Raw genomic sequence first — 22,675 nt, 5'->3', positions numbered from 1 at the left:
ACTACAAAAATGAAACGTCTGCATATATATTTCCTGGGATTAACCACTGCATTGTTTTATGCGTGCAGTCCTTACGAAGACCGGATCACCCCGGCAAATCCGGCCGGCATTCAACTCGATTTTTCTGTTACACAAAATCCGGATTACGATAACCAGGTAACGCTCGAAAGCAAAACGAAAGATGTGATCCCGTTCTGGGACTATGGTTTTGGTACCACCAAAGAAGCGAAGGCCGTAGTGATCCTGCCTTTTGCGGGCGACTTCTTCGTAAAATATGCTGCTTATGGCGCCGGTGGTCCTAAAACTGATTCTGTAAAAGTTACCGTGAGTGAAAACGATCCGAAGTTCTTTTCCAGCAAACTGTATGACCTGCTCACCAATAGCGCTGATGGTAAAACATGGGTATGGGCCGTTGATGTTCCCGGCGGCTACTGTTTTGGCAATGGCCCTGGTGATGCCGACAGGCCGGCATGGTGGACCGTAGGAAAAGCCGGTCTGATCACCCAGGGGGTAGTGGATGATGAGATGACGTTTGATCTTAATAAAAATGCAAATTACTCCATCACGCATAATGGAGTTACTACCAAAGGTTCGTTTACACTGGATACTTTAGCGCAAAAGATCAAGATCAACGGCGCTGACATCAGTTGGGGAAACAACGTAACCTACAATATTGTTAAGCTGAACGCTAATGAATTGACGCTGGTGCAGCAAGGCGATGGCTGGCGTAATATCTGGATATTCAAACGCAAAGGTTTTGTATTTTAAAAATCCACATTATGGCCCCCGGCGGGAATTTCCCTGCCGGGCTTTTTTAACAATTATTTTATGGAGATGATAAAAGCGAAAACATATATCATAAATAATTAAAATACTCAGTATTAATCAATGCTGTTTTGGTTGTTACCTGTTGCCGGTGCTTTTTAGCTCCGGCTATTTTTTTTTGTATATACTACTTTTCTGCGGATCACCTGATTCGTATTTGGTGATTCTTTTTACTATCTTTCAAGACACAACGCCTCTATGTCATGGAAATAAAAGTTCTGACCGCGCCGGGGCTGGGTAGCTCCGGAAAATTACACTGGCAAACATTATGGGAACAATCTATACCCGGAACAAAACGGATTGAGCAAACAGATTGGGATGCGCCGGTTTGTGCCAACTGGGTAGCGCAGATAGAGAAGGCTGTAGCGGAAGCCGGTCCGCAGGTAGTAATAGCTGCGCATAGCCTGGCTTGTATTGCACTGGCACATTGGGCCGGGCAAACCAGCCGGAAGATCCGGGGGGCGTTGCTGGTAGCGCCGGCAGATGCTGAAAGACCGGGCTTTCCCTCAGAAGCAACCGGCTTCGCTCCTATTCCATTGGTGAAACTGCCGTTTGAAAGTATAATTGTTGCCAGTACAAATGATACTTTCTGTTCTTTGGAAAGAGCCGCTTTTTTTGCCCGTCACTGGGGAAGCCGTTTTGTAAATGCAGGCGCCAAAGGACACATCAACAGCGAATCCGGGCTTGGAGAATGGCCGGAAGGACAAAACCAGCTGAAAGAACTGGTGCAGAACTGGCCAACGCTCTGATGCTGTTACCCAGCCGGTTTTATTCCCTGCCAGCAACGCTTAACCTGTAATTTCACTTTTTTCATTTCACTTTTTCTTTTGAAACCTGAATAGGATATGTTGTTCTCAGAAGTCTTAACTAAATCGATTTTCTTTACTGAGAATTAACATAAAGATAAACACGGCAACACTGCAGGCAAACAGGATTATATCACCTTTGGCCGCTGAATCTTTAAAACTATCTTTTACTATACAATGAAAAAAGCACTGTTCATTTTATCCGGTGTAATGATGGCCACCTGGGCATCCGCACAAATAAAGCAGTATACAATGGCGCAGGCACACTCTCATAATGATTATGAGCGGGCCACTCCTTTTTATGCAGCGGCGTCCCTTGAGTTTGGCTCTATTGAAGCAGATATACACCTGAAAGACGGCGTTTTATACGTTGCACACGACGCCGGCGCCATACAGCCGTTCCGCACCTTTAAGGAACTGTACCTGCAGCCTGTGCTCCGGCAGTTCTCTCTTTACAACGGTAAGCCCTATGCCGGCAATGCACCCATGCAGCTGCTGATAGACCTGAAAACAGCAGGCACTCCTACCCTGCAGGCATTACAGGAACTACTGCTTCCCTACCGCAACTATTTTGACCGCAACACAAATCCTTCCGCCGTAAAACTGGTCATATCCGGCAACCTGCCCCCGGTGACAGATTGGCCTAAGTATGATCCGATCTTCTTTTTTGATGGCCGGCCCGACAGCGTGTATCCGGCAGCGTTACAGCAACGCGTTGCGATGCTGAGCGTGGATTTTCATTCTTACAGCACCTGGAACGGCAAAGGAACACTGGTACCGGAAGAAATGAAAAAAGTAACCGCCGTTATCAATAAAGCGCACCAACAGGGATATGCTTTCCGTTTCTGGGGCGCGCCTTCTACGCGGTCTACCTACTACAAACTGATGGACCTCGGCGCGGACTGGATCGGTACGGACCACCCGGAGGAGCTGTATGATGTGTTGCATAACACGCCCCATACTACCGCTTCCGGTATGCCGGTGCATGAAGTATATACCCCCTCTTTTGTATCTGATGCCACAAAAGTGCGCTCCAAAAACGTAATCCTGATGATAGGCGATGGTACTGGTCTTGCGGAAATGTTTTCCGGCTACACCGCCAATAAAGGCGCCTTGAACATATTCCAGATGAGGCAGTTGGGTTTATCCAAAACCCAGTCCACCGACAATTACCACACCGACTCTGCCGCGGGCGGCTCTGCAATGGGCACCGGCGCCAAAACACATAACCGCGCCATCGGGCTCGACAATACCTACGTGTCCATCCCCGTTATCCCTGAAATACTGGCTCCCAAAGGCATTCAGAGCGGCGTGATTGTAACCGAAGAAATTACCGGCGCCACGCCTGCTTCTTTCTACGGTCATACCTCCGACCGGGATAGCACCTATACCCTGGAAAAGCAACTGCTCGGCAGCAAACTGCAACTGGCTGTTGGCGGCGGAAGAGAAGAACTGGAAAAAGATTTTGGCCGGCAGCTGGCTTCCTCCGGCATCCGTATCTACGATAACCTGGATAACTGGGACGCCACTACGAAAAACCGTACGCTCGTCATCCTGAGCAATAAGGTAGTCTCCTCCATGCGCAGTGGACGGGGCAACTACCTGAAAAACGCACTGAAAAAGGCTTTACAGCAACTGAACGCGTCCGGCAAAGGATTCTTCCTGATGGTGGAAGGTTCCCGCATTGATCATGGCGGCCACCTCAACGACCTGGATTACCTGGTGCGTGAAATGCTCGACTTCGATGAAGCAGTGGGAGAAGCCCTCCGCTTTGCGGACCAGGACAAGCAAACCACGGTGATTGTAACTGCTGATCATGAAACCGGCGGCCTCGCCCTGATGGATGGCGATATTGCCAAAGGCACTCTACGCGGTCACTTTGCCACCAACGACCATACCGGTATCCCGGTCATGGTGTTTGCCTACGGCCCCAACTCCAACCTGTTCCGCGGCGTTTACGAAAACAATGAGATTTTTCATAAGATGATCAAATGCTTCGGTAAATAATGCAGCGGGGAGCGCCGCGAATTTTGTCTTTCTCAGGATTACGCTGATTATACTGATTAACTTGATTTGATCATTTTTGATTTTTAAAGGATTAAGGGAGATATAAGCGGGTATTCGCTTATATCTCCCTTCATTATTAAATCAGAAAAAATCCAAAAAGTAAAAATCAGGCTAATCAGTATAATCAGCGTAATCCTGAGAAAGACAAAATTCGCACAACTCCGCGTTTCTTTTTATACATTTAAAGGCATTTTAAAATTCCGGACATGTCAGCAAGAATCCTATTGCTGCTTACAGGTGTGTTATGCCTGCATGCAGCGTTTGCACAGGAAACCCGATACATCTATCTTTCAGGCGCCGATAAAGACCACACCGTTAACTGGGACTTTCATTGCTCCGGCGGACAACGCAGCGGTAAATGGACCACGATTCCCGTTCCTTCCAACTGGGAACAGCAGGGGTTTGGTAGCTACAACTACGGCCATGACAAAGACAAAGCCCATGAGCAAGGGCTATACCGCTACCGTTTTTCCGCACCGGACAACTGGCGCGAACGGCAGGTAAACATTGTTTTTGATGGCGTGATGACCGATGCCGAAGTAAAAATAAACGGCCGCCTGGCCGGCGAAATACACCAGGGCGGCTTTTACCGGTTCCGGTATGATATCAGTAAACTGTTGCGCAACGGCAGCAACCTCCTGGAAGTAAAGGTGAGTAAAATGTCGGCGAATGCAGAGGTAAACCGGGCAGAACGGAATGGCGATTTCTGGGTGCTGGGAGGCATTTACCGGCCTGTATTCCTGGAGGTAAAGCCATTGATCCATATTGATCGCGTGGCCATTAATGCTACCGCCAAAGGGTATTTCACCGTACAGGCTTTCACTACCCCTTTGCCGGAAGGATACTCGCTCTCCGCACAGGTAACAACCACAGCAGGCCAGCCCGTTCAGCAAGTGGTAACGGCGCCTGCCGCAGCCACCCACCCTGCCGCCTATACGTTGCAGCAACAAATTAACCAGCCCGATACCTGGAGTGCAGAGTTCCCGCACCGTTACCTGGCAGTAATAGAGATCAAAAAAGATAGCCGGACCATACACCGCATCACCCAACCCTTTGGCTTCAGGACCATTGAAATAAGACCACGGGATGGTATATACGTAAATGATACCAAAGTAATACTGAAGGGCGTAAACCGCCACAGCGCCTGGCCGGAAACAGGACGCACACTCAGTAAGGATATCAGCATCCTGGATGTGAACCTCATGAAAGACATGAACATGAACGCTGTGCGGATGTCGCATTACCCGCCGGATGATCACTTCCTGGATGTATGCGATTCACTGGGTTTGTTTGTACTGGATGAACTCACCGGCTGGCAGGCTGCCTACGATACGGTGGTGGGACGCAAACTCGTAAAGGAACTGGTGGAACGCGATGTTAACCATCCTTCTGTTATTGCGTGGGATAATGGTAATGAAGGCGGGTTTAACCGGGCACTGGATGGCGACTACCACCTGTATGATCCGCAGCTGCGCCCCGTACTGCATCCGTGGGAAAGATACAATGGTGTGGATACCAAACATTATCCCAACTTCAACTACATTGTTAATTCCAGCCTGTACGACCAGGACATTTACCTGCCTACCGAATTTATGCATGGCCTTTACGATGGCGGCATGGGTGCGGGCCTGGCCGATTTCTGGGAGCGTATGTTACAGCATCCCCGTTGTGCCGGCGGGTTCCTGTGGGCATTCAGCGACGAGGGACTGGTACGTACCGATAAAAACGGCATCATTGACACCGACGGCAACCACGCCCCCGATGGCATAGTAGGCCCTCACCGCGAAAAGGAAGGCAGCTTCTATACTATCCGGCAGTTATGGTCGCCGGTGCATATATCCCTGCCCGTTATAACGGCGGCTTTCGATGGCCGCATACCGGTGGAAAACCGTTACGACTATACGCCGTTGTCCGGGTGCCGGTTCAGGTGGCAGCTGCTGCGGTTTGCATCTCCCGGAAAAAACAACACAACAGACACCATTGCCACGGGTGCAATTGCGGCGCCTGACCTGGCCCCCCATACCAAAGGCTTTCTGCAACTATCGCTTCCAAACGGCTGGCAGGGTGCAGACGCGTTATACGTGAGCGTACTGGATAGTTACGGACGCAGCATACTCACCCGCAGCTGGCCTCTACAGGCGCCTTCCCGCATTGTGCAACAGTTCCCGGGCGTTAGCGGCAGCCTCAATATCCTGACTAACCATGACACCCTTTCCGTGGATAACGGTACCGGCACTTATTATTTCAGTCGCACCACCGGTCAGCTGATGCAGATCGCTACGGCCAAAGGCAGGATCTCTTTAAGCGGAGGCCCCTTACTGGCAGGCGTTTCACAGGAGCTGAAAGAATTCAGGTCAGGTACCGATTCCAGTGGTTATTTTATCATCGCCCGTTATGAAGGCAATGGCTTCCTCCAGGTAAAATGGACTTTCAAACCAGGCATCCCGGCGCAACTGGACTACAGCTATAGTATCAAAGGTGCAACGCCTTTCAGCGGCATTACGTTCCGGTATCCGGAAGAAAAGGTAACGGGGCTGTCGTGGACAGGCGAAGGGCCTTACCGGGTATGGAAAAACAGGATGCAGGGACAGCTGTTCGGCAGCTGGTATAAAGCCTATAACAACACGGTGACGGGGGAAAGCTGGGAGTATCCCGAATTCAAAGGCTATCATGCCAATGTGTACCAGGCCACTTTTCATACAAAGGAGCAGCCCTTTACCTTTTATACCGGTAACGAGGGTACGTTTTTACAGGTATTTCACCCGCAGGCGCCAAAGGGAGCGGCCAACAACAATACTGCGCCGGCCTTTCCGGACGGGGATATCGGCTTCCTGAGCGCTATTGCGCCAATAGGTACCAAATTCCAGGATGCCGCACAGATGGGGCCTGAAAGCCAGGATAATATGATGCTGAACTATACGCCGGTGAAAGGCACTATCTGGATCGGCTTACCGTAAGTTTCCGGGGTCCGTTACAAAGTTCAGGAAGGCATTGAACTTGGCATTGTACTTACGCTTGTCCAGCTTGAAGTAAAAGGCGCCACGCTTCGAGCTGAGCCTGTCTTTATCCTTTTGTTTGATCAGCAGGCCGGTAGATAATACCTTGCGGCTGAAGTTACGTTTATCGAAAGTAACATCGTACACCGCTTCGTACAGCAGCTGTAACTGGGGAATGGTAAACTTCAGCGGCAGCAGTTCAAAAAGGATGGGGTGTATGGCAGCTTTGTAGCGAAGTTTCTCCTGGGCCATCTTCACCATTTCAGTATGGTCGAAGATGAGATCCGGCAGCTTATCAAGCGAAATCCATTCCGCATGGTACTCGTCGTTGATCTGCAGCTTGTATTGATTGATATCGATGAGGGCAAAGTAGGTGATAGAAACGGTGCGTTCCACCGGGTCGCGGGCCGGTTCGCCAAAGGCAAACAGCTGCTCCATGTATACCCCTTCCAGGCCGGTGAGCTTATTCAAAATCCTTGCGGCGGCGGTTTCAAAGCTTTCGTCTGCCTGTACAAATCCGCCCATCAGGCTCCATTTATTCTTCTGCGGTTCAAATCCGCGCTTGATCAGCAGCAGCTTTAATTCTTCTCCATCAAAACCAAAAATGATGCAATCGACTGCCACCAGCATTCTTGATTGCCCTGAATAACGTGTCATAGCAGCAATTATTTATAACCCGGCAATTTATGGTTCCCTGCTGACATTAGGAAATTATATTACAATATTCCTTGTTTATACAAACAGCTGTTGCAACACCGGATCGGTGTAATCCGCCACAAATGCCCGGATATTATTGTAAGCGGCGAACTCTTCACGTGTATGCATGGTAGTTAACACAATCGCCTCCATACCGGCATTCAAAGCGGCTTCCACCCCTTTGGGAGCATCTTCAAATACGATACACCCGGCCGGCGACACCCCTAATAACTGCGCACATTTCAGGAATACTTCCGGGTCCGGCTTGCTGGTGATTACGTCATCGGCACTGACAATCGCCTTCAGGTAGTGGCGGAGGTGCAGATTGTCGAGCACATAATTAATGTTGAAAGTATTGGCAGCAGAGCCTATTGCCATCGGGATATCAGCGGTAGCGGCTTTCTCCAGGAAGACCGGAAGCCCCTCAATCAGCTCCAGGTGGGGTCTGAAAGCTTCCTGGTATAATACTTCTTTTTCATGGGCAATTTCTTCCATCTGCTGCGCCGTAAAATGATCTTTCCCGAAAACACGCACCAGCAGTTCCTCATTTTTGCCATACATGTGGCTTCTTACAATTTCCCGGGGAAGATTGGCGCCCAGCTTGTTCAACATGTTGTACCAGCCTTCCAGGTGATACTCCATATCATTGATCATTGTACCGTTCAGGTCAAACAGAAATGCTTTTTGCTGCTGGGTCATAATGCCGTTTTTTTGTAAGGCGCAAAGATAAGCGAATTTTGTCTGACTCAGTCAATGCATGCCTGTGTGCAGCTAGTTCGTTCAAAGGAATTACTTATATTTGAAAAATGTGATCTTCCGGCCAGTGGCTTTAAGGAGTATGTACCAACGGACTAGTCCGGCATCTCAGCGTAACCCGTTTTTCGTCGGCTATAGTTTATCATCTTTATTAATTTCATATCGTGAGTATCTGGGAGCGTAAAGCTTTAAATTTTATCAATCAAACCAGCAGATGGGATAAGGATAAACATATCTCTTCCTTTCTCGCATTCAGTATTTCCCTGGTAAAAAACCTGATGGAAGCGGATATTGCACTGCAGCTGGAATTTGAGGATGAAGAAACGGCAATGGTTAAATGCGCCTCTCCCCTTCATCTGAACGGAATGGTGTTAAAGCCTGAGCCTATTAAAAAACTACTTTGTACAGAAGACTTTAAAACCATTTACTGGCGTGAGATACCGCCGGCAAAAGAAAATGTATTTAAAGAAATACTACCTGCCTTGTCGTCCACCATTATGATCCCGGTAAATACCAGTCCCAATAACAGCCTGCTTGTTCTTGGATGGAGTGACCCGCCTTCCTTTGAACCCGGGTTCCTGGAGTGCATAGAAACCATCCGGTTACGATTGAAAGAGATACTGGTGCAATCCCAGCAGCAGATCTATTTTCAGCGGGTGGCTGTCCGGTTTGCGGCTATCCTGCACACCATTCCGCATGCGCTGGTGTTCATCAACAACGATGGGGTTTCCGGGTGGGTAAACCAGGAAGGCGCAAACCTGCTGGGGCTATCGGGCCCCGGAGAGCAGCTGCCCGCGGTACTTTCAGATGCCATGACGCAATTGCGGAACAAAGCACTGAATATAACAACCATTGAGAGAGCATTTATGTCCCTGTTTTCTTCACCGGAAAACTCCATCAACAACTGGAGCTGGCAAATGGAGAACAAGCTACTCCTGGTATCCTGTTTTCCCGTTACCACCCAAGAGATCTGCGGAAGATTATGGATTTTTGAAAACGGTGATCAATAGCGCTGACGCCAGAGGAAATAGAAAGTACTGCCTTCACCCGGCTGGGAATCTACCCACACTTTACCGCCCTGTTCTTCTACCAGCAATTTAAATATATTAAGACCGATACCGGTCCCTTCGCCTTTTCCGTCGTTGTCCAGCCGCTCAAACAGTTTGAAGATACGGTCGGTATCACGTTTGGCAACACCCGGCCCGTTGTCTTTTACATAAAACTCATAGAACTCGCCCTTGTCGGTTCCCCCGATGGTAATGATCCCTTCTTTTTTATCATTATACTTGATGGCGTTGGAGATCAGGTTCTGAAATACCTGTTGCAATTTCAGTTTATTGGTATCCAGCAGTGGTAAGGTACCCACGGTTTCAATATGAATATTGGCGGGGGGAAACAACAGCTTTGATAATTGTGTAACCAGTTCGTGTACGTTTACCTCTTCAATGGTTTGTTCCATATCGCTTTGCCGGGTATAGTCGAGCATAGACGTAATCATTTCCGTAAGGTGATTAGTGGCGCCCAATACTATTTTCATGTATTCACTCAGATCTGGGGCGTTTTGGATACGTTCATCTTCATTGATAAGGGCCAGCAGGCCAATAGCGCCCGACAGCGGCGATTTCAGATCGTGCGCCACTACATACATAAACCGCTCCAGCTGTTTATTTACCTTTTCCTTTTCGCTCATGGCTTCTTTCAGTTCATACTGGTAGCGGTATAGTTTTTCAAATACGCTTACTTTTGCGCGGGTCACATTTACATCCAGTGGTTTCGACAGGTAGTCTACCGCACCTTCTTCAAAGCCCCGCATTACGTATTGTTCTTCCTTGTTAATAGCGGTTACAAAAATGATGGAAATGTCTTTTGTTTTGGGATTTGTTTGTAAAAGACGGGCCACTTCATAACCATCCATATCGGGCATTTGTACATCCAGCATAATAAGACCTATATCATCGTGGCGGAGTACCGTTTTTAATGCTTCATTACCCGAATCAGCTTTTAAGATCTCCCTGTTACTGGCTTCCAGCATATGTTCCAGGGATACGAGGTTTTCTGCTTTGTCATCTACCAGCAGGATGGTGAATGTTTTTGTTTTTCGCTGCTTCATTTCTCGGTGTTTATTTTCGTGCTAATATTTCTTAAGTAACGGATCATATCATTCGCTGTCATGGTTTGAATGCCGGAGCAAAGGTCCAGGGCAGCCTGGGGCATGGTGTTAAACTCGGCGGTCCGCGGGTCCTGTACAATTGCTGCACCACCGGACGCGGCTATATGGCAAAGCCCGGCTGCACCGTCTTTATTGGCGCCGCTCAGCAGTATCCCCACCGCCGCGCGGCCAAAGGAGCTGGCTGCGCTGTCAAAGCTCATATCGATAGCAGGCCGGCTGAAATTCACCAGTTCGGAATAGTCCAGGGAAATGGTGCTATCGGCTTCTATCAGCAAATGATAATTTTGCGGGGCCAGGTAAATATGCCCTGGCAATAATAGTTCTTTGTCATCCGGCTCTGTAATCTTTTGTCTCACGGATAATAAGGTACCCAATTCGCTCTGCACGTTTTTCAAACGGTGGATTACAATTACCACCGGCATAGGTAATGTTGCCGGCAGCTCTCTGATCAATTTGGTGAGCACTGTCATACTGCCGGCAGAACCGCCAATAACAAGGATCCTGTATGAATGGGAGGCTGTCAGCTTTTTACATTTTTCGCCTGAAAATTTTATTCGCCTGGTTTACCGTTTCAAATTTCGTCCGTTCTTCATTATATAATAACGATTCTTTAATGCCCAATGCCAGATAGCCCAACGAAGTTAAGCTATCATAAAATAACTTCACTACCCGTGTCTGCAGTGCCCTGTTAAAATAAATAAACACATTCCGGCAACAGATGAGTTGAAATTCATTGAATACCTGGTCTGTTACCAGGTTGTGCTGGAAGAAAATAATATTGCGCCGCAGGGCCGGGTGGATGATGGCATTATCATAGCGTGCCGTGTAATAGTTGGAAAAGTCGTTGATACCGCCGGACTGCATATAATTAGCGGTATACTCTTTCATGTCTTTCAGCGCAATGATCCCGCTTTCCGCTTTCCGGAGGTTGATTTCATTCATATCTGTGGCGTATATCCTGCAGCGGTCCAGCAAACCGGCTTCTTCCAGCAGAATTGCCATAGAATATACCTCCTCCCCGGTAGCACAGCCGGCATGCCATACTTTAATGATCGGGTAAGATGCCAGCCGCGGCAGCACCTGTTCTCTCAGCACCTTATAAAAAGAAGGATCCCGGAACATTTCGGTTACATTCACGGTGATATACTGTACCATTTCCCGGAAAAAATGTTCTTCATTCAGCAGCCGGTGCTTCAGTTCAAAAATGCTGCTGATTCCCACAAAGCCGGTAAAGCGGATAAACCTGCGCTTCAACGAGGCTTGAGCGTAGTCTGTAAAGTCATACCCGTAGCGCTGTTGAATGATCTTCACCAGTTCTGTAAAATCTCCGTGACTGATTTCCTCTACCATACATTTTTTATGACAACCATACCCGTAACAGGGAAAGTAGTTTTATGCTATCTACGGGTTTGGCGATATAGTCGGATGCTCCCGCTTCCAGGCACTTTTGCCGGTCGCCCGCCATTGCCTTTGCGGTGAGTGCAATTACCGGCAGTTGCTGGAACCGGGCATCTGCACGGATCTGCTGCATTGCTTCATAACCATCCATTTCCGGCATCATGATATCCATCAGTACCAGGTTGAGTGTTGGATGCTGATGTAATACTTCCAGCGCTTCGCGGCCATCGGACGCGGTGAGCACGGAGATGCCCTGTTCTTCCAGCAGCGCGCTGATTGAAAAAACATTGCGCATATCGTCGTCTGCCAGCAGTATGGTTTTCCCGGAGAGGTTTCCTTCCGTCCATGTAGTGGCAGTATCTTCTATATTTGTTTTCTTCTGCAGTTTGTAAAGAAAAAGTTCCAGTTCATCCATCAGCCGGTCGGTGGCATGCGTGGAGTTGCGCACAATGGCAGATGCGTATTTCTTCAGCTGTTGTTCTTCACTACCGGTAATATCCTGATCCAGGTAAACGATAAGCGGCGTATCACCGGATTCGGGAATCTGTGTCAGCGCTTCCAGTTGTTGTAAACCGGCCTGCAGGTCATTGCCAATTTCTACGATGACCGCATCATACTTTGTTCCGGCGAGGAATGTTTGCACCTCCGGGATGCCTGCTGCCATATCATACCTGGTGCCAAGAGTCCTTTCTGCGCTCATGGTTTCGAGTGTGGCGCCTGCACTCAGCGGGCCTACCGACACCAGCAGCACTTTTTTCATTCGTGCATGCAGTTGCGCGCTGATACCGGTAAACACTTCTTCAAGGTCGCTCAGCTCCAATGGTTTTCTCGTATATCCATGTATGTTATCTGCCTTAATAGCCTGTATATCTGCCCCGGTTACAACGTGTACGAGGATTTTGCTCAGTTCTTCGCTGCTTTTCAGAATTTTGAGAATACTACTGCCGTCAATTACGGGCAGGTTCATATCCAGGATAATGGCTACCGGCAAGAATTTGCGGGCATAGGCCAGTCCATCCTGCCCGTTGTGCGCCACAATGGTCTTAAACCCTTTGTTACGGGCAAAGTCGCGGAGGATATCTGCAAAATGAACGTCGTCTTCAATAATCAGGATCAGTTTATCCTGTTTGGAGAGATTGTCGCGGTCGTCGTTCACGGCAACGGTGGGCTGTATCAGCCGGGGGGCATCCTTTACCGGCGTTACCGGCGTTGCGGCCGGCATGGTAACATCTGCCGGCAATACGATGGAGAATGTGCTGCCTGCGGAGCTGCTGTTATCGAGGCGGAGCGCTCCGTGCAGCAACTGCATCAGCTCACGGCTGATGCTCAGTCCCAACCCGGTGCCGCCGTACTTACGGTTGGTACCGCCATCACCCTGGTGAAAGGCGTTAAATATAAGTCCCTGTTTATCTGCCGGTATCCCCGGGCCGGTGTCTGTAACGCTGATACAGAGGATACCGGGGCTGCTCACATACCAGGAAAGGTTGATCACACCCCCTGCCGGCGTAAATTTAAAGGCATTGGACAACAGGTTGCGGATAACCTGTAACAGGCGGAGTTTATCGGTGTGGATAGCTGCGGGAACGTCCGGCGCTATATTTTTGATGAAGGAAATATGCTTCTCCTGCGACACTACATCGAACAGGTCGGAAAGATCGGCTATGATACTTTGCACCGGCACATCTTCAAATTCCATTTCCACTTTGCCGGCTTCTATTTTCGACAGGTCCAGTACATCGTTGATCAGGTGCAGCAGGTCGGAACCGGACTTATGAATGATCCCTGCGTATTCCATTTGTTTTTCCGTAAGGTTGTTATCCTTATTTTCCTGCAGCATTTTCGCCAGGATAAGTACACTGTTCAGGGGGGTTCTCAGTTCGTGCGACATATTGGCCAGGAACTCTGATTTATACCGGCTGCTGGTCTCCAGTTCGGTGGCTTTCAGGGAAAGCGCCCCCCTGGCTGTTTCCAGGTCTTTATTCCGTTCTGTTATTTCCGCGTTTACCTGGCGCAGTTCTTCTTCCTGGACCTTTAGTTCTTCTTCAGATGCCTGTAATACTTCCGACTGCCTGCTCAGTTCTTCATTGGACTGCCGCAGTTCTTCCTGCTGGCTGATCAGTATTTCTTTTTGTTCGTGTACCTGTTGGAGAAGAAGCAGGATCTTTTCACGGGCATTGGCGGCATTAACGGCAACGGCTATATCTTTTGACAATACTTCCAGCAACCGCAATTGTAAGGGAGTCACCTCCCGGAAGGAGGCGAGTTCAATAACGCCCAGCAGTTCATTTTCTATCCACAGTGGCATCATTACCAGGGAACCAGGCTGAATATGTCCGCTGGAAGAGCTGAGCTGCCAGTAGCTGGCCGGCACATCCCTGATAACGAGGATATCCTTCTGAGACACAGCTGTACCCAGGAAGCCTTCATTCAGGGGCACCTCTTTAGGAATGGCAGCCGGCATGCTAACAGCGGCGTATAAACGAAGATCCTGGTGTTTATCATCATAACAATAAAAGGCGCCTGCAGCAAAATCCGCGAAGCTGCTGAGGGTGTGCAGGCATTTCCGTACCAGCTCATCGCGGTTATTCACGCCCTGGAGGCTGTCGTTCATATTATTAACACCGGTGAGCATCCAGTTTTTTTCATTGGCGGCGGCGTTGACCTCCACCACTTCATCCAGTTTGCGGTTCAGTGCGTACTGCGCCCTGAGGCGACGTTTAAATTCCGTATAGGTAATTCTCATGAGGATAAAGCCTACCAGCAGGATGAAGGCGTTATTGATCAGCAGGGTTCTGACAGCCTTTGTAAAAGAGGTACTTTTAATGTTTTCCCGAATGGCCAGCAGGCGGTGTTCTTCTCCGTCCACCCGTCCTATCTGTTCGCGCACCCGGTCCATCAATAGTGTTTCTTTCTCCGTAATATCCACATTCTGTTCAAAGCGCTGCACTACTAAAGCATGGTCCAGTTGATTCCAGTAGCTGAGCAGGGCGTTGATATTATTTTCCAGGGAATCCATATTTTTCCCCTGACCGGGGTTATCTGCTACCATCGCACGCAGATCATTCACTGCCGGCGCTACTTTGGGGAGCGCCAGTTCATAAGGTTGCAGGAATTTTTTATTAAAGGTGCCACGAAAGCCTCTGCGGGAAGCTTCCATATCAAATAATAAACGCTGCACTCTTTCGGAGTTATTGAGTACACGATAGCTGTGCTGCACCCATCCCGCCTCCTTTGTTTGCTCGGTAAACGTTTGCCATGTTAAAAACCCTCCGAGTAAAACAAGTAATACAACAACGGAAAATCCGAGGTACAGTCTGTTAACTAATGAAATATTCATATAATATTAATTCCTTAATACCGCATAAAAATACCTAAATGCATTCATATTCAATCTCTTTGGAGGGAGCGATAAATCTGTTTAAACAGTAATGTAACCTTTTGTTTTTATCAATGGAAAACTATTCATTTATTTTTAAAGTATATACCTGTATAAACGTCAGCCATTTAATTTTTCAATACCTTCAGGAAGCGCGTCTTTAAAATCATAATAAAAATATCACCTCCTGCTGAACAATTGAATAACAGTTTTGTTTAGCGGGTTAAATTCAGCCACGATGAATAAAATTTTGTTAGTTGAAGATGATGAGATAATGCCGAAAATAGTGGCAAGAATTCTCCCCTCTGCAGAGTATGAGCTGGACCACGTATCAAACGGAAAAGAAGCATTTGAAAAACTGGAATCAACTAATTACGGTTATGACCTGATCATTACGGATATTATGATGCCGTACGCCAATGGTTTTGAAATTCTGAGCAAGGTAAAAAGCCAGGCCAAACCTATCCCGGTAATTATTGTTTCCAATGCCGGCAATGAAGATATGATCATGGAAGGCTTTAAACTGGGAGCGGACGACTTTCTGAAGAAGCCGATTATACCTGCCGAATTACTGATCAGGGTAAAAAGATTGTTAATGAAGAATAAATAGCTGCATGTTCGATATACCCATTCCTGCTTTCCTGGATCCCGCCCTCAGCATATTCAGGGAAGCGCCATTGGCCATCAGGCTGGCAATGATATTTATTATAGTGGCTGTTCTGGTTACCCTGCTGGCCTATTTTTCTATATTAAGAAGCCGGTTCCTGGGATATCAGCGAAGAAAAAGGCTGGATTACCTGCTTCCAAAGATCGATAACCTGATCATTGATGAGATCATGGCTAGTCCGGAAGTAGCCGCCGGCACGCCGGCCAGCCAGATCCAACTGAACCTGGATGGTTTCCGGGGGCTGCCTTTACATAAGAAATGGGCCAGGCAGGCTATCACCAACCGTATTATACATTTCCGACGTAATGTAAGGGGCAACGCCGGCCACCTGCTGCGCAACCTCTATATCCAGCTGGAGCTGAGTAAAGATACCATGAAGCAGATGAAGTCGCCTAAATGGGCCCGGAAAGTACGGGCGCTGACGGAGTTCATCGAGATGGATATCCCCGTGGCAGATGTTACCATTTTGCCATTAACGAATAGCCATAACCGTGAGTTACGGGCTGCCGCGCGGCATGCATACATCAAGCTCAGTAAAAATGAGCCCTTTAAATTTTTTGATGTGGTCACCGATCCGCTACTGATGTGGGACCAGGTGGAACTGTTCCGGATCATTACCACTACGGAAGATATTTCCATTCCCAACTTCGCCCGGTGGGTCACCTACTCTTCCAATAAAAGCGTGGTATCTTTTTGCCTGAAACTGATCGTCCATTACAACCAGCTGCCAGCCGTACCCGCGGTCATCAAACTGCTGGACACCAAAGATCATTACCTGCGCGCAGATGCGATCAACTGTCTTGGTAAACTGAAGGCCCCCGACGTGGAAGACCGGCTGGTATCCATGTACAGCAGCCAGCCGCTGCAATGCCAGATAGAAATACTGAAGGCCGTAGGCCGCATCAGCAGCGGACGCCAGGTAGATTTCCTGAAACAGGAATTCCTGCACGCCACTAATTTCGACCTGCGCAAAGCCGCCGCCAAATCACTGGTACGAAACGACCAGGTAGCCGGCGACGTAATACAGGAACTGCTGGAAACCGCCAACCGCGAGAACCTGCTGATACTGAAACATTGTATGAACCCCTTAATTAAATACTGATGGAGGGCATCTTATCATGGCTGGGCAGGGCCTACGAAAATACCCTTTTCGTATATGGGTTGGTTTTACTACTGGTATATGCTTTACTGGCGCTGCTGTCTATGATGGCGATACGTTATTACACCCGGAAAAACACCCAGCACCAGCTCGACATACTGGCCAGCTCCCCAATGGCCCCTGGTCTTACCATCCTTGCGCCCGCCTTTAATGAAGGGCTTACCATTATTTCCAACGTACGGTCGCTGCTTACCCTCAACTATCCCCGCTATGAAATCATTATCATTAACGATGGCAGCACGGATAATACAATGGAACAACTGATCACGGAATTCAGGATGGTAGCGGTAGACTTTGCCTATAACGCCCGGATACTGACACAACCCGTGCGGAAAATCTATAAATCCACCGACCCGGCTTATTCATCCCTGATGGTGATTGATAAGGTGAATGGTAAAAGTAAGGCGGATGCCGTAAATGCAGGAATCAACATCGCCACCTTTGACTATTTTGTTTGTACGGATGTAGATTGTATCCTTCATAAAGATACCCTGCTGGAACTGGCAGTCCCGGTAATGCAGGAGGAGAAAAAACGGGTAATTGCCGTAGGCGCTGCCCTGCGTATCGCTAACTCATCCGACTTTGACGAAGGAGTACTGATCCGCATGCGGCCACCCCGGCAGCTGCTCCCCCGCTTCCAGGAAGTGGAATACATCCGTTCCTTTGTACTGGGAAAAATGGGCTGGAGCTATATTAATTGTGTACCCAACGTTTCCGGCGGACTGGGTTTATTTGATAAAGAGGTAGCTACCCGCTGCGGAGGCTACGACCACACTTCTTTCGGAGAAGATATGGAATTGCTTACAAGGATGTGCCGTTATGCCCACGACAATCAGATTGAATATGCAGTAAGGTATATTCCCAGAACCCTCTGCTGGACAGAAGGACCGGCTTCGGTGAAGATATTCAGCCGGCAACGCACACGCTGGGCACGTGGACTGGCCCAGCTGATGCATGCCCATTTCAGTATGTTCCTGAATCCCCGCTACGGAAAAATGGGGCTGATCGTATTCCCCTTTAATTTCTTCTTTGAATTACTGGCGCCCCTGGTGGAGTTCAGTGGTATCCTTATTTATATATACCTCGCTGTAACCGGCCAGGTAAACTGGCCGTACGCATCGTTGCTGCTGCTTTTCGTATATACATACGCCATTATGATCACCACTATCTCCATATTATGGGATCAGCTTTCTTTTGGTTATTATAAGAAATGGTGGGAAGTAGCGTATTTGTGCCTGACACCTTTTATGGAGTTTTTATTATATCATCCGCTCATCGTATTTTTTTCCCTGCGGGGATATTATTATTTCCTGACCGGCAAAAAGAGTACCTGGGGAAATATGCAGCGGCAAGGCTTCGGAAAAAAGAAGACATAAAGAAAACAGTGTGCTATGCTCAGAACATTTTTTGAAGGAGGCGTATTTATATATGGTTGCGTGCTGTTGTGCATGTATGCCTTGCTGGCGTATATGTCTTACCGTGGTATTATCCGTTTCCGCAAAAAAAGCAGTTTTACCAATTATGGTCACCTGCTCGATTCCCCGCTCACACCAGGCATCTCCGTGATAGCGCCGGCCTACAACGAAAGCGTTACTATTATCATGAATGTACGCTCGCTTCTAACGCTAAACTATACACGTTATGAGGTGATCATTGTAAACGACGGCAGCACAGATGATACACTGGAAAAGCTGATCCTGGAATTTGAACTGGTACCCGTGGATTTCGCCTATAACGAAAGGATCGTAACACAGCCCGTGCGGCAACTATTTAAATCTACCAACACGGCCTATGATAAATTGCTGGTGATCGACAAAGTAAATGGCAAAAGCAAGGCCGATGCGGCCAATGCGGGCATCAATGCTGCGGCCTTTAACTATTTCCTGAATACAGATGTGGATTGTATCATTGAAAAAGATACGCTGCTGCGTATGATCAAACCATTCATGGATGAAGAGCATAAAAAAACCAAAGAGATCGGCGAACCATGCCCCCAGTGCGGATATGTGCATGTGATGGAAGACAGCCGGCAGGTAATAGCTACCGGCGCTACATTACGTATAGCCAACTCCACAGAAATTGACGAAGGCGTAATCATACGGGTACGCCCCCCCGAAAAAGTACTGCCCCGTTTCCAGGAAATGGAATACATACGGGCTTACGTGCTGGGAAAAATGGGATGGAGCGTAATGAACAGCGTACCCAATGTTTCCGGCGGACTGGGCTTATTTGACAAGGAAGTAGCCATCAAAGCCGGTGGCTATGATCACAGCTCCTTTGCGGAGGATATGGATATTGTTACCCGTATGTGTGCATTTATGATCGATAACAAGCTGAAATATGCCATCCGTTATATCCCCACTACCCAATGCTGGACCGAAGGCCCTCCGAATATGAAAGTATTCAGTCGCCAGCGAACCCGCTGGGGCCGCGGACTGGCAGAGATCATCACCCTGCACCGGAAGCTCATTTTCAATCCACGTTACGGAAAACTCGGACTGGTAGTGTTACCTTATAACCTGTTCTTTGAGTTCCTGGCGCCTGTTATAGAGTTTACCGGTATTCTTTATTATATCTACCTGATTATTACGGACCAGGTAAACTGGCCCTACGCAATTATACTATTACTCTTTGTATACCTCTTCTCCGTGATGATCACTACGCTGGCCATCTGCTGGGACCAGCTTACCTACGGCTATTACAAAACGTGGCGGGAAGTAATTTCACTGTCGCTGATGGCTTTTTTCGAACCGCTGATCTATCACCCGCTGATTGTATTTTTTTCATTACGGGGATACTGGTTCTTCCTCACCGGGAAAAAATCTTCGTGGGGAAATATGCAAAGGCAGGGATTTGGAAAGAAAAAATAAACTCATAAAAGATAAGCAAATGGCTGTATTAAAACATCTGTTAACGGGAATACTGATGTGTTGGGCGATGCAAATGCAGGCGCAGATCTTAAAACAGAAGAATAATGCAGAGGCCCTGTATAACCAGGCCGTTCAGGAAACAAAACTGCAGCACTATGATAAAGCGATCAGCTTATCGCACCAGGCGCTGAAAGCCCAGCCTGACTTTATTGATCAGCAATTATTACTGGCGCGTTTATATATGCTCACCAAACAATATGACCTGTCCAGGAAATATACCAAAGAAGTACTTGTAAAAAATCCGCGTTACCGCGACGCTTATTACTATGCGATCAATGTAGAACTGACCACCGGCAAATATGCAGAAGCAGAATGTTATGTAGATGAAGCCCTGGCTTATTTCCCTGGCAGCCGGGAATTTATGCTGAAGAAGCTGGGCATCCTGGACCTGCAGCACAAAGTATATCGAGGCAATGAGCTCGCCGAAACCATCCTGAACAAATATCCGGAAGATACCACTGTGCGCAACGCTTATATAGAACATTACCTCCAAAGCGGCAAGTATTACCAGCAATTAGGCAACAGTGGTATGGCGCGTCAAAGTTACGACCGGGTACTGCTGGCAGACCCGCGCAACCGCGAGGCACGGGAAGCCAACCTGGGCGTGGCTTTGAAAGGTGGTAATTACCAGTTGGCGATGGAACAGGTGAACGATGAACTTGCCACACATCCCGGCAGCTACGATCTGCTGATGCGGAAGCTCGGTATCCTGGAAGATATGCACGCATACGCAGAAGCGCTGAGTACCTTGCAGGAAATACAACGACGGTATCCCGGAGATGCCAAAGCACGTACCCTGGAAACTTCCCTGCGTATGGAGGCCGCTGCTTACTATGCTAACATGGATCCCTATACGCTGTACGGAAGTGTGCTGGAAAAAAATCCCGGCAACCGGGAAGCGCTGGATAAACTCATTGGCTACAGTATGGCCCGTGGCGCCTACCAGGAAGCGCTGGCGTGGATTAACCGTGGACTGAAAGCCCATCCTAACGACAGCCGCCTGCTGACTTTAAAGATGGATGTGCTGGAAAGCGACCGTAAATATGGCAGCGCTGCCGCATTGGCAATGATACTGTATCAGCGCGCTCCCAGCCCGGCGCTCAAAGAAAGACTGGTGCAGCTGCAAACCGCCACCGGACGGGAATACCTCGCACAGCAGCAATACGACCTGGCCCTGGCCTCCTTTGAATCGGCTGCGAAGGTAAGTCCTGGCGACTCTACGGTGCTACAGCTGCTCGCCAATACCTACATCTCCCAAAAAAATACTTCCGCTGCATTAAAAGTATTGGACCAGGCACTCACCTATTACCCGGCCAACGAATCTTTTCTCCTGAAAAAATCCGGTGTGCTGGCGGATGCCGGCAGGTATGAAGAAGCTGCTGCCATAGCAGGTGAACTGGCAGCACGCCATCCTGCCGATGAGCGCTTCAGCAGTAACTTTGCAGACATGCGCTTAACCGCAGGCCGTAATTTAATGCGTGCAGAAGAATATGACCTTGCCAAACAACAGTTTGAGCAGGTGCTCGCACTAGTGCCCTCCAACCAGGAGGCACTCGATTATATGATCAATATGCAAAGCGCCACCGGCAAGCCCGACAGCGCCCTGTACTTTGCGGATAAAGCGCTGACCTGGTATCCGGGCAACCGCGACTTCCTGCTGAAAAAAGCATCCGTGTTGCAGGATATGCGCGCGTATCATGAATCTGCAGCCATTACCGGCGAGCTCGTGAACCGGTATCCCTATACAATCAAATACAAGAACGCATACATCACCAGCCTGATGTCGGCCGGCGCCGATTACCAGCGTAATCAGCAACCGGATAGCGCCCTTGCCATGTTTAACCAGGTACTGGCCCTGCGCCCGAAAGATTCAATGGCGCTGTTATACAGTATCAATATCCTCAATGGCCAGCAACGTTACGACAGCGCCCTGGCTTACACCGCACAGGGAATAAAATACTACCCGGATAATGAAACCTTTTTAATGAAACGGGCCATCACCCTGGAGAATAAAAAATACTTCGCCGCAGCCGCACTGGTAGCCGATTCGGTGGTAAAGCTGCAGCCTACTGCCGTAAATACCGATTACCTGGATTACCTCGAAAGTAAAACACTGAAGAACCAGTTTGGGCTGTACTATCTCAACTCCAGTTATGATTACATGTCTGATAAATACAACATCGCTACGATCGAATACCGGCACTATATGAAGCGGGGTTCTTATGCCGTGCAACTGAACTATGCAGGCAGGAAAACCGGCAATGGCTTACAGGGACTGGCAGAAATGTATTACACCCACACGCCGAAACTGTACTCCTATGGTATGCTGGCTTATTCCAATAAAACTGTATTCCCGCAGCTGCGGGCGGCATACTCGATATTCAAAACCTTCAAAAAAGATATAGAAGTGGAGCTGGGCGGCCGTTATCTGAACCTGGACAGTACCACCAGTTTTTCCGGCGTGGTTTCTGTAGCAAAGCCTTTCGGGGATTTCTGGGTAAACCTGCGCGGATATGCCATCAGCGAATCTTCTGATTTTTATACGTCCTTTAATCTTACCACCCGCTATTTCATGAACCGGCGGCAGGACTATCTGCAGGTAGTAGCAGGATTGGGGACGTCTCCTGACGACAGGAGCCGGCTGATTAACTTTCCTAATCTTTCCGGTTTACTGACACACAGCATTGGCGCGGGTTACCAGAAAGTGATCCGGTACCGGACCACGATCGGACTTTTCGGCACCTGGATTAACCAAAAGATCAGTGACACCGGCTACCAGAACCAGTATGATATTTATGTAACGCTTCAGCGGAAATTTTAACGGAACAA

At 48.5% G+C, this 22,675-nt stretch carries 16 protein-coding genes; 10 read left to right on the top strand and 6 right to left on the bottom strand.

What is annotated here, in order from left to right; translation table 11 throughout:
- The first annotated feature begins 9 nt into the window (after positions 1-9).
- The 4 genes from ACMXI2_RS07590 to ACMXI2_RS07575 all read left to right on the top strand — a co-directional run bounded on the left by ACMXI2_RS07590 (position 10) and on the right by ACMXI2_RS07575 (position 6,655).
- A complete protein-coding gene (locus ACMXI2_RS07590; protein WP_483781095.1) occupies positions 10-768 on the top strand; it encodes a hypothetical protein in 759 nt (252 codons plus the stop codon).
- A gap of 260 nt (positions 769-1,028) precedes the next feature.
- Positions 1,029-1,574: an RBBP9/YdeN family alpha/beta hydrolase gene (locus ACMXI2_RS07585; RefSeq protein ID WP_483781094.1), complete on the top strand. Its 546-nt coding sequence runs from the start codon at positions 1,029-1,031 to the stop codon at positions 1,572-1,574.
- A gap of 234 nt (positions 1,575-1,808) precedes the next feature.
- On the top strand, positions 1,809-3,638 hold the full coding sequence (locus ACMXI2_RS07580; protein ID WP_483781093.1) for an alkaline phosphatase: 1,830 nt from the start codon (positions 1,809-1,811) through the stop codon (positions 3,636-3,638).
- A gap of 266 nt (positions 3,639-3,904) precedes the next feature.
- Positions 3,905-6,655 carry a glycoside hydrolase family 2 protein gene (locus ACMXI2_RS07575; RefSeq protein WP_483781092.1) on the top strand — a complete coding sequence of 917 codons (2,751 nt, stop codon included), beginning with the start codon at positions 3,905-3,907 and terminating at the stop codon, positions 6,653-6,655.
- Here the strand turns inward: ACMXI2_RS07575 and ACMXI2_RS07570 are convergent.
- Together ACMXI2_RS07570 and ACMXI2_RS07565 are read right to left on the bottom strand one after the other, a co-directional pair.
- Positions 6,647-7,351 (bottom strand): NUDIX hydrolase, encoded by a 705-nt coding sequence (locus ACMXI2_RS07570; RefSeq protein ID WP_483781091.1) that lies wholly within the window; start codon positions 7,349-7,351, stop codon positions 6,647-6,649. The genes ACMXI2_RS07575 and ACMXI2_RS07570 overlap by 9 nt on opposite strands.
- A 75-nt stretch (positions 7,352-7,426) precedes the next feature.
- Positions 7,427-8,089: an HAD family hydrolase gene (locus ACMXI2_RS07565; protein ID WP_483781090.1), complete on the bottom strand. Its 663-nt coding sequence runs from the start codon at positions 8,087-8,089 to the stop codon at positions 7,427-7,429.
- A gap of 221 nt (positions 8,090-8,310) precedes the next feature.
- On the opposite strand from ACMXI2_RS07565, the gene ACMXI2_RS07560 reads away from it, so the two are divergent.
- Positions 8,311-9,156, top strand: a complete 846-nt coding sequence (locus ACMXI2_RS07560; RefSeq protein ID WP_483781089.1) for a hypothetical protein — start codon at positions 8,311-8,313, stop codon at positions 9,154-9,156.
- On the opposite strand, the gene ACMXI2_RS07555 is transcribed toward ACMXI2_RS07560, so the two are convergent.
- The 4 genes from ACMXI2_RS07555 to ACMXI2_RS07540 are packed head-to-tail and all read right to left on the bottom strand — an operon-like array spanning position 9,150 to position 15,051.
- A complete protein-coding gene (locus ACMXI2_RS07555; protein WP_483781088.1) occupies positions 9,150-10,256 on the bottom strand; it encodes a sensor histidine kinase in 1,107 nt (368 codons plus the stop codon). The two genes, ACMXI2_RS07560 and ACMXI2_RS07555, sit on opposite strands and share 7 nt — an antisense overlap.
- Positions 10,253-10,807 carry a chemotaxis protein CheB gene (locus ACMXI2_RS07550; protein ID WP_483782392.1) on the bottom strand — a complete coding sequence of 185 codons (555 nt, stop codon included), beginning with the start codon at positions 10,805-10,807 and terminating at the stop codon, positions 10,253-10,255. Before ACMXI2_RS07550 ends, ACMXI2_RS07555 begins: the two co-directional genes overlap by 4 nt.
- 37 nt (positions 10,808-10,844) lie before the next feature.
- Complete coding sequence (locus ACMXI2_RS07545; RefSeq protein ID WP_483781087.1) at positions 10,845-11,666, bottom strand: CheR family methyltransferase; 822 nt, start codon at positions 11,664-11,666, stop codon at positions 10,845-10,847.
- A gap of 7 nt (positions 11,667-11,673) precedes the next feature.
- On the bottom strand, positions 11,674-15,051 hold the full coding sequence (locus ACMXI2_RS07540) for a response regulator (protein ID WP_483781086.1): 3,378 nt from the start codon (positions 15,049-15,051) through the stop codon (positions 11,674-11,676).
- A gap of 277 nt (positions 15,052-15,328) precedes the next feature.
- Between ACMXI2_RS07540 and ACMXI2_RS07535 the strand changes: the two genes are divergently transcribed.
- The 5 genes from ACMXI2_RS07535 to ACMXI2_RS07515 are packed head-to-tail and all read left to right on the top strand — an operon-like array spanning position 15,329 to position 22,667.
- Positions 15,329-15,700 carry a response regulator transcription factor gene (locus ACMXI2_RS07535; RefSeq protein WP_483781085.1) on the top strand — a complete coding sequence of 124 codons (372 nt, stop codon included), beginning with the start codon at positions 15,329-15,331 and terminating at the stop codon, positions 15,698-15,700.
- Positions 15,701-15,704: 4 nt separating this feature from the next.
- Entirely contained in the window at positions 15,705-16,859 is a 1,155-nt protein-coding gene (locus ACMXI2_RS07530; RefSeq protein ID WP_483781084.1) for a HEAT repeat domain-containing protein, read from the top strand.
- Entirely contained in the window at positions 16,859-18,292 is a 1,434-nt protein-coding gene (locus ACMXI2_RS07525; RefSeq protein ID WP_483781083.1) for a glycosyltransferase family 2 protein, read from the top strand. The genes ACMXI2_RS07530 and ACMXI2_RS07525 overlap by 1 nt, the downstream gene beginning before the upstream one ends.
- 15 nt (positions 18,293-18,307) lie before the next feature.
- The gene (locus tag ACMXI2_RS07520; RefSeq protein WP_483781082.1) at positions 18,308-19,786 is read left to right on the top strand and encodes a glycosyltransferase family 2 protein; all 1,479 of its coding nucleotides are present in this window, start codon (positions 18,308-18,310) and stop codon (positions 19,784-19,786) included.
- Positions 19,787-19,805: 19 nt separating this feature from the next.
- Positions 19,806-22,667 (top strand): tetratricopeptide repeat protein, encoded by a 2,862-nt coding sequence (locus tag ACMXI2_RS07515; RefSeq protein WP_483781081.1) that lies wholly within the window; start codon positions 19,806-19,808, stop codon positions 22,665-22,667.
- Positions 22,668-22,675: the final 8 nt, after the last annotated feature.

It is taken from the genome of Chitinophaga sp. G7 BAM 1005 (assembly GCF_057126945.1).
Note: the sequence above shows the minus strand (reverse complement) of the source record. Positions and strands in the feature narration are given on the sequence as shown.